The sequence below is a fragment of the Aureispira anguillae genome, assembly GCF_026000115.1.
GTDB lineage: Bacteria > Bacteroidota > Bacteroidia > Chitinophagales > Saprospiraceae > Aureispira > Aureispira anguillae.
The window spans coordinates 5151303-5163969 of sequence record NZ_AP026867.1 but is presented as its reverse complement, the minus strand read 5'-3'; the positions used below and the strand labels follow the sequence as shown (position 1 = coordinate 5163969).

General features: G+C 36.7%; 6 protein-coding genes. 4 read left to right on the top strand and 2 right to left on the bottom strand.

Features of this window, described 5'->3' with window-relative positions:
• Positions 1 to 9 precede the first annotated feature (9 nt).
• Positions 10 to 744, top strand: coding sequence for a cysteine dioxygenase (locus tag AsAng_RS20190; protein WP_264788913.1), 735 nt, complete (start codon positions 10 to 12; stop codon positions 742 to 744).
• 129 nt (positions 745 to 873) lie between these two features.
• Here AsAng_RS20190 and AsAng_RS20185 read toward each other — a convergent pair whose 3' ends face one another.
• Positions 874 to 2280: a hypothetical protein gene (locus AsAng_RS20185; protein ID WP_264788912.1), complete on the bottom strand. Its 1407-nt coding sequence runs from the start codon at positions 2278 to 2280 to the stop codon at positions 874 to 876.
• A 124-nt stretch (positions 2281 to 2404) separates the two neighbouring features.
• Here AsAng_RS20185 and AsAng_RS20180 point away from each other — a divergent pair, with 124 nt between their 5' ends.
• Positions 2405 to 5128, top strand: coding sequence for a leucine-rich repeat domain-containing protein (locus tag AsAng_RS20180; RefSeq protein ID WP_264788911.1), 2724 nt, complete (start codon positions 2405 to 2407; stop codon positions 5126 to 5128).
• Positions 5129 to 5747: 619 nt separating this feature from the next.
• Positions 5748 to 7856 carry a Tex family protein gene (locus AsAng_RS20175; RefSeq protein WP_264788910.1) on the top strand — a complete coding sequence of 703 codons (2109 nt, stop codon included), beginning with the start codon at positions 5748 to 5750 and terminating at the stop codon, positions 7854 to 7856.
• Between the two features lie 94 nt (positions 7857 to 7950).
• Here the strand turns inward: AsAng_RS20175 and AsAng_RS20170 are convergent, their stop codons facing one another.
• Positions 7951 to 9744 carry a M56 and MltD domain-containing protein gene (locus AsAng_RS20170; RefSeq protein ID WP_264788909.1) on the bottom strand — a complete coding sequence of 598 codons (1794 nt, stop codon included), beginning with the start codon at positions 9742 to 9744 and terminating at the stop codon, positions 7951 to 7953.
• Positions 9745 to 10086: 342 nt separating this feature from the next.
• Between AsAng_RS20170 and AsAng_RS20165 the strand changes: the two genes are divergently transcribed.
• The gene (locus tag AsAng_RS20165) at positions 10087 to 12549 is read left to right on the top strand and encodes a TonB-dependent receptor (protein WP_264788908.1); all 2463 of its coding nucleotides are present in this window, start codon (positions 10087 to 10089) and stop codon (positions 12547 to 12549) included.
• The last annotated feature ends 118 nt before the right edge of the window (positions 12550 to 12667 follow it).

The following is a 12667-nucleotide window of genomic DNA, read 5'->3' as shown; positions in this document are numbered from 1 at the left end:
GAGCAAAAAATGTTAGTAGAAACGATACCGAGATCATTAGAGAGACTCAAGAAGCTTATTATTAGCACGATTAATGATGGCGGAAAAATCACTGCTGAGCAAGTTAAAAAATTAGTGGAACGAGCACAAGTAACAGAAGAGGATTTAATGCCTTATGCCGATTTTGATCACCCTGTTGAAGACAACTATGGACGAAAGATGGTCTATGATGGGGGAAGCTTCGAAATAATGGCGATGTCTTGGAATCCAGGACATTATTCTTCTATTCACAACCATGGCTATACGCAATGGGGGGTAGTGCAGGTTTTTGGAAATGCACACCATTTTATTTACCGAAATAAAGATAACGCATTGACCTTTGCCAAAAAAGAGATTTTGACATCTGGTGAAATTACAAAGGTTGTGAATGCAACCATTCATCAAATGGGGAATCCTTCTACTGGCAAGTATATGACATTACATATTTATGGAAGTAATGAAAAAGAGGGCGATATTACCGCAGATGCTAAAAATTATGAATTAGAGTTTGATAGAGTAAATCACACTACTGGTGGGGCATTCTTTAATTTGCCAGCAGATAAGATTTATGATTTTGAACCTTGTGCTATGCCTTCTAACGATGTCTTTATTAACTATGCTAAGCTATTGATGGATTATTATGAACGTCAAGAACCATCTCTAGAAATTAATGAATTAAAAATGGCATTGATAAAGAAACTAAAAGAACGTACTTGTTTCTTTTAAGTTTAATGGATTTTAAGGGGTCTTAAAAACAGCAACTGTTGTTAAATACAGAAAAAACATAACCCAATGGTTGGTGTTTGGGATCTGATCGAATACTAGAAGAGCTTTCCTGAAGGGGGAAGCTTTTTTTTATAATTTATCAATTTGGGCTAATAGCCAAGGTTTTTCTGTTAAGGGGTTGGTGGCCATAATTTCTTGGCGAAGTGCCTGTAATTTGCTTTTGTTATAGGTTGGAGTGTTTAACAATTTGGTGGTTAGATTAATCATATTTTCATGGATTTTCTTTTGATACGCCAGAACTGATTTTCGTTGTAAAAAACGCCTAAAACTAACTAGTAAAGCATCTAATGCATCAAAATGTTCTTGTTCATAGTAAATTTTTAAGAGCATTGTTTTGGCATCCATACTCAAAAATATATTATCAAATTCTACCTGTGTTAAGAGTTGTAAGGTAGCATCAAATTGCCCCTGAGCAAAAAGCAACTTAGCATTGCCATATAGGGCATAGGGTTTCTGGTAGTGCTCTTCTAGATAGGTCGTGTACTGGGTTATAAATTGGAGTACCCAAGTATATTCTTCTAGCCGAATAGCAGCAGCAACTATATTTTTGTAAGTAAACCGACTTAGAATTCCCTTTTCAATCAAGATGGTGTGTTTTAAGCCATATTGATACAATTCAAACACAGCACGGACGTATTTTTCGACTCCATTGTTCAGTTGTTGCACACAATAGTTAATAGCAATCAGATAAATGCTTTTGATTTCCTTAGGAGGGAGTATAGCATAATGCTTAATCATTAGTGCTTGAAGCAGTTCAAAATGCTCTTCTTTATGAGGGTATTTTAAGGCCATATAGCTGTGGTAATACATCTGGATGGCTGGGACAGAATCGTAGTTACCCGTTTCAATATCTGCAAGAATTTGCTCTAATAAAGGAATGGAGTAAGTAGACTTATACAAGCGTTGATGGGTAATGGCTTCGCAAGCGTATTGAAGGGTATTTAAGATAAAAGTGAGATAATGCTGATCAAAAACAGCTTGTAGGTTGGTTTTTCCACGGTTAACGGTTGCATTTTGTTGCTCAAAAATGAGTGTTTCTAACTGATATTGACGCTGAAAATGAGCACTGTTCTCTATAGAGTTTTGTTGTTGTAACTGTACTGTTTTGTAAATATATTGCTCGGCATATTTGTCCAAATTGTGCTTTCTAAAAAACTCAATCAATGATTTTTGCTGCGAAAAAGGATCCTCTAATTGCGATGAAAAGTGAATAAATTGCTCCAGTAATTGAACCGCTAAATTCATCAATCGTTTTAACTTGGCATCTTGGTAAGGTTGAGCTGGATAAATATGTTGATAAACCTTATATCGATCCGTTGTTCTTTTGCTTAGATTTCGTTTGGAAATTAAGTATAAGAGCAACTTTTTTCGATCGGATCGATGGTTATGAGCAGGAGAATTGACCCATTTTTTGAGTCGTTCTTTTTCCTCAGAATGGAAAACTTTTAGAATGTGGATAAGTTTGCTGTTATACATGGTTTAAAGATAGTATTTTTTACATAAAAAATGGATAATAGGTTTTTTTTGTCTTTGTAGGCGTTTCGTAGATGTATTATGTTTGCAGTATTGATGAAAACCTCTCGAAAACAATAATTCTTTTATGAAAAACATACTTATTCTTATTCTTTGTGCTTTTTATTTAATTCCAAAATCCAATGCTCAAACGACCGCTATTCCTGATGCTATTTTTGAGCAGCGATTGATTAACTTGGGAATTGATTCAGATGGATTGATCAATGGATTAATATTGGACAGTGATGCGCTTACTGTGACTAATTTGTATGTTGCTGGTTTCGGAATTACGGATTTAACAGGGATTGAGGCTTTTCTAAACCTAGACACATTAAATTGTAAACTGAATGCTATAGATAGTCTAGATTTGACCCACAATACAGCCTTAAAGTACTTGGATTGTAGTCAAAATTCTATGAAACATTTAAACGTTTCCAACCTTCCGCTTCTAGCGTATGTGGATTGTGACAATAATGGTTTAGTGAATGGTGTTGATTTAACCAATGATTCCCTTTTAACTTCTTTATCCTGTTTTAATAGTGGCTTAAGCACATTAGATGTACGCACTAATATTTTATTGAGGCGCTTGGAGTGTAGCAATAATACCTTTGATACGTTGGATTTAAGTCATAATACAGCGTTAGAAACGTTGATTTGTTATCATAGTTCTATCAATAGTTTAGATTTAAGCAATAATATAATACTGAAATATTTGTACTGTCTTGACAATGATTTGTTGGAGTTGGATTTGTCCAATAATACGGCTTTGACACATATAAATTGTAGCAATAATAATTTAAGTACCTTAGATTTGGTGAATAATCTGCTTTTGGAATATGTAAGATGTCATCGGAATAATTTAAGTATCTTAGATGTGACCAATCATACGGCTTTGGAACACCTAAGTTGTGGTTTTAATAATTTAAGTACTTTAGATTTGACGAATAATTTAGCCTTAAATTATTTCACCTGTATAAACAATGTTCCATATCTTAGAATTTGTGTACCCAATGTACAGGCTGTTAGTACCAACCCCAATTATTTCAAGGATTTGTCTGCGGTATATTTAGAGCGTTGTTATTCTAAAGCGGTAACTGGTCGGGTAATTGTTGATCAGAATCTCAATTGCACCATAGACAGTGCAGAAGTAGGTTTAGCTGGGCAATTTATCAAATTTGAAAAAACAACAGATACAACCACTGCTTATTTTGTTACTTATGATTCATTGGGCAATTATGTAGCTTATTTGGATACTGGAACGTATACGGTTACGGTAATTCCTAGCAACACGTATTGGTCGGTTTGTCCTACAAGTCAATCTGTTACTGTAGATACCAATTATACGATTCAAAGGGTAGATTGGACGTTACAGCCCTTGATATTTTGCCCTATTTTAGAAGTTGATATAGCTGCTCCTTTTTTGAGAACAACAGGAGGGGGAAGTTATTATACGGTATCTTATTGTAACAATGGAACGGTCGTGGCGCAAAATGCTTATGTAGAGGTAGATTTAGACCCTGCTCTAATATTTGTAAATGCATCTGTACCTGTTGCCAATCAGAATGGAACGCTTTACACCTTTAATCTTGGAAATGTAAATGTTGGCGCTTGTGGAAGTATTAATATTCAGGTTGTAGTAGATACCAGTGCCCAGTTCCAGCAAACACACTGTACCGAAGCCCATATTTATCCAGATAGTATTTGCGATCCTACATGGGGTGGTCCTAGAGTTGACGGAACAGTGGATTGCCAAAATGATACGGTTTGGTTTAGGATTGAAAACCAAGGAGCGGCTATGGCTCAGGGGCAGCCCTATACCATTTTTGAAGATAATATAGCAATGCGTGTAGGAACGGTTCAATTGGGAGCAGGACAAGCAACAACTATCACACAAGCAGCAGTGGCAGGGCGTACTTATCGAATAGAAGTGAATCAATTGGCAGGTTATCCAGCAGCTTTAGGAGATGCTGTTTTTTCTAGAGTAATAGAAGGGTGTAATCCATTTGCAGATGGTAGTTTTAACACGGGATTTGTTACTCAATTCTCCAACGGACATAGTGCCCCATTTTTAGCTATAGATTGCCAACAAAATAGAGCTTCTTATGACCCTAATGACAAATCCGCCCAACCTGAAGGCTATGGAATAGCTCATTATATAGAACAGAATACAGCCATAGATTATAAAATACGTTTCCAAAATACAGGGACAGATACCGCTTTTAATATCGTAATCTTAGACACCTTGTCGAATTTATTAGAGGTGACCAGTTTACAAATGGGGGCAAGTAGCCATGCTTACCATTGGACGCTAGATAGTGGTAATGTATTGAAAGTGAGTTTTCCAAATGTTTTATTGGTAGACAGTAATACCAATGAACCGTTGTCGCATGGCTTTTTTCGCTATAGAATTGACCAAAAATCCAATAATGCTATAGGGGCAGTGATTGAAAACCAAGCGGCAATTTATTTTGATTATAACCCGCCTATTTTTACAAATACAACGTTCCATACCATTGGCGAAAATTTTGTTATCTCTACAGTGTCTATTGACCGTATTTATGAAGAAGCTATAAAAGTTACTGTTTTTCCAAATCCTTTTGAACAATCCACAACATTAAAAATTGAAGGAAAGGAATATCAAGAATTGGAGTTAATGGTGTTTGATGTTACTGGGCGACAGGTAGCAGTCCATCGAAATTGGTATAATAATCAAATTCAACTCTCAAGAGGGAGTTTACAGGCAGGCGTTTATATCTATCAACTTCGAGGCGATAGCGTCCTCTTAAATACAGGAAAAATTATAGTAAAGTAAAAACCATAAATTCTCCAATTTTGGCGTATAGAGAGCTTTCTAATTTTTTAGAAGGCTCTTTATGTATGTTTAATACTCCGTTGATTAGTTAGTGCGCTAGCGCTTATGAGCTCCCTGAGGTCGGTTCGTTACACTCGTGAGATATTTTTTTCCTTTATAGCTTTAGCTATAAACTAGCGCAGTTAGTACGCTAACGGGCTTTACCTTTACCTACGGTGCTAGGTTAGTTAGTGCGCTAGCGCTTATGAGCTCCCTGAGGTCGTGAGCGTTTCACTTATAGTTCATTATCACTCGTGAACTCGCAGGACTCGGTTCGCTTTGCTCATGTATTCGATTGATTATTACATGAGCTAGCAAAGCTAGGTTATCAAGTAACTAGTATTTTGAATGATGAAATTGCATCATTTTTATAATCAGTTGAATACGGTTTTTTAACGGAGTAGTGGTATATTATAATATTGCTTAAATTGACAAGTATTATTACCTTTGATTCATTTGATTATTAGCATCAAAATACTTATTTTTGACCCCTTTTTTCTTTGAAAGGATTGTTATAAAAAAATGCACTTACTTTCATTTTAAGCAGTAAGTGTTTGTTATAAAAACAAGATATTAAGGTATGATAAATAGAATCGCCCAAGCACTGAATTTAAGCCCCAAGTCAATAGAAAATGTAATCGAATTGTTGGAAGATGGTGCAACCATCCCTTTTATTGCACGGTATCGGAAAGAAGCGACAGGAAGTTTAGATGAGGTTCAAATTATGAACATATTTGAACAATGGGAATCCCAAAAAGACATTCTAAAACGACAAGAAGCTATCTTAAAAGCAATTGAGGGGCAAGACAAATTGACGCCCGAACTCAAAACAAGAATAGAAACAACCTTTGATTTAACCAAGTTAGAAGATATTTACTTGCCCTATAAAAAGAAACGTCAAACAAGAGCGGCCAAAGCAAGAGCCAAAGGTTTAGAAGGTTTGGCAAAGTTGATTATGGCACAACGAACCAATGATGTGGAACGAGAGGCACAGCGTTTTGTTAAGGGAGAAGTGGTTGATGTTGCAGATGCACTGCAAGGAGCTAGAGATATTATTGCTGAGTGGATCAATGAAGATGAACGAGCGAGAAATGCTGTTCGTCGCCAATTTGAACGTTTTGCTAGAGGAACTGCCAAATTGGTTAAATCAAAAGAAGAAGAGGCGATTAAATACAAAGATTATTTTGAATTTGAAAAAGCCTTAGATAAGGTACAACCGCATCAATTATTGGCTATTCTTCGAGCTGAAAAGGAGGGATTTTTGAGGGTCAACATTGAACCAGAAGAGTTTCGTCCTTTGGAGAGTTTAGATCGTATTTACCTAAAGGGAAAAAATGAGGCAGAAGATGTAATGGCCGATGCGATCACAGATGCTTATAAGCGTTTGTTAAAGCCTTCTATCAGTACGGAATTTAGAAATAAATCGAAGGAAAAAGCAGACGATTATTCCATCAACATCTTTGCTACAAACCTTCGTCAATTGTTGTTAGCTTCACCATTGGGGCAGAAACGAATCTTGGCTATTGATCCAGGTTTTGCAACGGGTTGTAAGGTGGTTTGTCTTTCGGACACGGGCGACCTAAAAGAGCATACGGTTATTTATCCTACTGCTCCTCGCAATAAAACCGCAGAGGCAGAACGCATTTTGACACGTTTGGTTCAGAAATACAACATAGAGGCCATTGCAATTGGCAATGGAACAGCAGGCAGAGAAACGGAGGCTTTTGTAAGAGGCCTTAAATTTAAGCACAAGGTAGACATCTTCTTGGTCAATGAAAGTGGTGCTTCTATTTACTCAGCTTCAGATATTGCCCGCAAAGAATTTCCCGATGAAGATATTACGGTTAGAGGTTCAGTTTCTATTGGTCGGCGTTTGGCAGATCCCTTGGCTGAATTGGTGAAAATTGATCCTAAATCAATTGGTGTTGGGCAGTATCAGCACGATGTGGATCAAAAGAAGTTGCAACTTAAACTAGATGCTGTTGTTGAAAGTTGCGTAAATGCTGTTGGGGTAGACCTCAATACAGCCAGTGAACATTTGTTAACCTATGTCTCTGGTTTGGGCTATAGCATTGCTCGAAATATTGTAGCTTACAGAAAGGCAAATGGGTCTTTTAATAGCCGAAAAGAGTTGTTAGATGTCCCTCGTTTGGGAGCCAAGGCTTATGAACAAGCTGCTGGTTTTTTGAGAGTCAAAAATGCTAAAAACCCTTTGGATAACACAGCTGTACACCCTGAGGTTTATTCTATTGTTGAGCAAATGGCCAAGGATCTAAATTGTCAGGTAGAAGATTTAATTGCCAATGCTGAGTTGCGCAAACAGATTGATCTGAATGTTTATACATCTAACAAAGTTGGTTTACCAACTCTAAAAGATATTATGGGGGAGTTGGAGAAACCTGGTCGTGATCCTCGTTCTACTCGTCAGGTCTTTTCATTTGCTAATATTAGCAGCATAGAGGAATTGAGTGCTGGAATGAAATTGCCTGCTGTGGTAACCAACATTACAGCATTTGGAGCTTTTGTTGATATTGGAATCAAAGAAAACGGCTTAATTCACAAATCCAAAATGAGTCATAAATTTGTAGACGACCCTGCTACTGTACTTAAGTTGGGAGAGGAGTTAGAGGTAACGGTTCTGGATGTAGATTTGCAGCGGAAGCGTATCCAGCTATCTTTGGTTGATTAATCCGTTACTTTAGAATAAAATAAGCATGAATCATCTTCTCGTTGGGGATGATTCATGCTTTTAAGCTATGCTCATTAACCTTTTTGAATGCCTACTAACTCACAGGTATCTTAATTGAATACGCTTTATGGTTTGGGTTTTTTAGGGAAGTACCTAGCAACCAAGGGTTATAAAGCTTAAGCATACGGTAGGATATGTGGTGTTTTTTGGCATAATCTGCTAAATTGGGAACAGCATTGCGTTCTACAACAACCTTAAATGTTGGCATAGGAGGGTAGAGGTCTTTTTCTTCCAAATTAAAGCCGTAAGATGCAGGGTGTTGCATAATTTCCTTGATCGCCATAATCCGAAGGACATAACGTGCTGTCTCTGTATTCAGATGCAAATCAAAATAATTCTTTCCTCCTTGTTCAGTCATTTTTTTCTGAAGTCCAGCACGCCCCATATTATATGCTGCTGCTGCCAAAGTCCAAGAACCCAATTTTTGATAGGCCTCTTTTAGGTATTGACAAGCGGCGACGGTTGCTTTTTCTAAGTGATAGCGTTCATCAATTTCGGTAGATATTTCCAGCCCCTTTTCTTGAGCGCTTCTAGGCATAAATTGCCAAAAACCTTTTGCACCCATTGGTGAAACGGCATTCGCCAGAGCAGACTCGGCTACTGCTAAGTACTTGATGTCATCAGGAATACCATGTTGGGCTAAAATAGGCTCAATAATAGGAAAATAACGATTGGCTCTCTTCAAAAATAACACGGTTGCAGAATGGCGAAAACAATTGGAAATTAACTCTCGATCAAAGCGTTCTTTGGCATCAAAATTATCCATAGGCAAGGCTTCCCCTGCAAAATCTATCTCGCTGGGTATGGATGGAATCGTAATTCCTCCAGAAATGCTACTGGTTGTGGCAGGCTTGGTTTTAGGCGATTGAAAAGCAAAAATACAAGACAATATCATAACCATAGGAAATAGCAAAAGGATACGATAAGTATTGCGTTTGGTAAATGTTTTATGTTGAGCAATCATTTTTATACGATTTAAAGTTAGTGAATGGTTAAAATGATTTCCAAAGTTAAATGAATGGGTAGGTGAAGCATATTTAGCAATGAGTTGTTGATAGAGAATGCTGTCAACACCATTAGCGATAAGTGCTTGGTCTACTTGGTACTCATGTACCGCAATCAAATCTTTTCGAAACCAATAGATGAAAGGATTAAACCACTGAAAAACGCATAAAATCTCAGTACAAAGTCGATCTAAACTGTGCCATAGTCGAACATGCATGCATTCATGTTCAACAATGAGTAATTGGTCGTCAGATTCCCAAATATCTTTACTTATTAGAATGTAATTCATAAAAGAAGATGCAATGTTGGGATGATTCATAAGGACATACCGATAACCATCTTTTACAATGTTTTTATGATAAAAGATAGCAAGGAAAAACTGTCCTAATTGTAATAATAGTCGGATTCCTAGGAGTAAAAACCCCAGTAAATAAACAATAAGCAAGTATTGTTTGTCAAAAAAATTAGTGTTTTTTGAATATTTTGAAAGAGGAATACTTGTTTCCTCTATAGTTTGTTGTTCTACATTAACGGGCGAAAAGAGATCCACAACTTGAACTGCTTCATGCAACATATCTGCCTCTTTTAGCGTATAGGTCTGGTTTTTTTTTGCTAAAAAAGAAGGGGGAGAAATTATTGATTGCCAGTTGTTCATAGGCGATTCAATTTCTAAGAATGGCAAGGCAATAGAGCACAACAAAATCAATAACAAGGCTATCCTTCTTGTACCAAAAGATGCTTTGTTTTGTATCACTAAGCGATACAATAACATCAATGTACTCAACGTAAATACAGAAACTACCATACATCTGATTGGATTCATCTTCTGCTTGTTTTGATTGTCTTTTGCTTCGTTATTTGACACAAATTAAAAAATGACACCTTAAGAAGCATTATCCAATGCCTCTTAAGACCGCCTATTGTTGGCCCTTCAGTGGTTTTATTCTTTCATAACTCAAAGGTATAACTATTTTTGTAGTAATACAACTATTTTTATAGTAATATTTCTTAACAAGCCAAAACCAATATTGTTTTAAGAGTGGGGAAATTAAAAAAAAAGAAAATTGTTTGAATGTTTAATTTATTTAAATAGCTTTGTATTAATAATGTTTAATTGTTGATTACTAGTAAGTAATAGGATTGTTAACCAAATTTTGATGTGATTATGAAAATAGTATATCTCTTTTTATTGTTGTTCGCAACAAATATTATTGTGATGGCACAGGGTGACGACAAGAATAATCGAACCCAAAAGTTTAGAGGAAAAGTATTTGATAAGACGACTCAGCAGACTTTAATTAGTGCTACTGTTTTTGTTCAAGGAATAGAGCCTGCTCTAGCAACAACAACAGATGTGGATGGCAATTTTGTATTAGAAAATGTGCCAGTAGGACGACAGGTGATAGAGGTTCAATATTTGGGATATGTAACTTATGTGAGTGATGGTATTATTGTGACAACAGCCAAAGAACCCTATTTAGAGATTGCGATGGCAGAATCGGTAGAAACAACAGAAGAAGTTGTTGTAAGGGCCTCGGAATCGAATGGGATAGGAAATAGAGCACTCAATGAATTATCTGTCGTAAGCACTCGATCCTTTTCGGCTGAACAGACACAACGTTATGCTGGGTCTTTGGATGATCCTGGTCGTATGGCGATGGCTTTCTCAGGCGTTCAGGCAAGCCAAGATGACGAGAATGATATTGTAATTAGAGGAAATTCGGCGATGGCAATGGCATGGCGTCTGCAAGGGTTAGCTATAGAAAATACAAGCCATTTTACACATCCTGGTTCTAGTGGGGGAGGAATCTCAGCCTTAAGTGTAGCGGTTTTGGGACAATCTGATTTTTCTACAGGGGCGTTTTCAGCAGAGTATGGGAATGCCTATTCTGGTGTTTTTGATTTGCGTTTCCGCAAAGGGAATATGCAGGATTTTGATTTTATGGCTCGTATAGGAGTCTTGGGAATTGACCTTTCGGTAGAGGGACCCATCAAAAAAGGAAAGAGTTCCTTTTTGTTTAATTATCGTTATTCTACTTTGGGAATAATGGGAGCGATGGGAATCTATGTCGTGCGTGAAAATGTATTAAATGATTTTCAGGATCTTTCGTTTAATTTGAATATTGTATCTAAGGATAATAAGCATCATCTCAAGTTTTTTGGTTTAGGTGGTGTTTCTAGCGAGCAATGGCAGATTAAAGATACGGCAGATTGGGTTACTCGTTTGGACTATGTTCGCAAAAATTTTAAGACGAATATGGGGATTTTAGGACTGAATTATACCTATTTGCTAGACGATCAATCTTTCTTAACTATTGTTTCAGGCGTACAAGTGTATCAAATCTCCGATAATGAAGATAATGCCAATTGGGCGTTGCCAGGCTTGGGAGATGCGAACCAAATCAATTCTTACATTAAGAAGAAAAATAAAATAACAAGAACTCCTACCGATTATGTAACCCCTGATAGTACTCGAATAAATACCCATGAATATGTTTATGGGCGCTATAGTGTACAAGGAACCTATAGCCGAAAGATCAGCAATCGTTTTCGGCTAAAAACGGGCATATCGGGACATGCCATGTTTTATTATTTACACAAAGGTTTGTATCGAGATTCTGTTCGTGGTTATGAAACCCTATTAAATAAAATACAAGGAATAAGCCCTTTGATACAAGCTTATGTTCAAGGAAATTATAGACCAACTCCTAAACTAACGCTCAATATTGGTGTAGCAGGATCTTTTCTAGGATTAAACAATAGTTATTCTATAGAGCCACGGTTTTCCGCAAAATATGCTATTTCTAAAAAGACCACGCTTACTGCCGCTTATGGCTTGCACGCTAAAATGCTTCCTATTGGTGTCTATTTATTGAATATTGATGGAGGAGAAAAAAATAGAAATCTTAAAATGGCAAAATCTCATCATATTATAATAGGAGGGGAACAAATTGTTGGGAAAAGTTTGAGGATTGGTTTGGAGTTATACTACCAACATTTATTTGATTTGCCCATTAGCCCAGATTCTAATAGTACGTATTGGTTTTATAATGAACGTTTTGGCTATGGGGATAGAGCGATGGTTTCGGAGGGGAAAGGACGAAATTATGGAATTGACTTGACGGTTGAAAAAGCATTTAATAAGGGGTGGTTTTTGCTGTGTTCAGGATCTTTATATAGCTCTAATTATAAAACTCTATCTAATGAATGGAGACGTACGAGAATGGATGGTTTGTATAGTCTTAGTTTGATGGGAGCCAAAGAATTTACCTTTAAGAAGGGAGGAATTTTGCAACTTGGGTTAAAGTTCTTTCTGAATGGTAGTAATCGTTACACTCCAATTGACGAAGCTGCGTCTAAGGTTGCGGGTGGTTTGGTCTTGGATGAATCTAGAGCGTTTGAAGGGAGCTATGCAGAAGATGCTTATGGCGTTTATTATCGTTTTGATGCTCGTATTGCTTATATTAAAAGCCACACCAAATGGTCCTATACAATTGCTTTGGATTTCCAGAATTTAACCGATGCTAAAAATATCAAAGAATATTTATATGATATTAAACAGAACCAACTTGTTCCTAGATACCACAGCGGTATTTTACCAGCAGTAAGTTTTAGGGTTGATTTTTAAGCCTTTCGACAAAAATGATTAACTTGTTAAAGTGAATTTATTATTGACCCAACATAATAAAAGGGGAGGCGACTTAATAATGTATTTATTGCATTTAGTTGCCCCATTTGTAACGTAA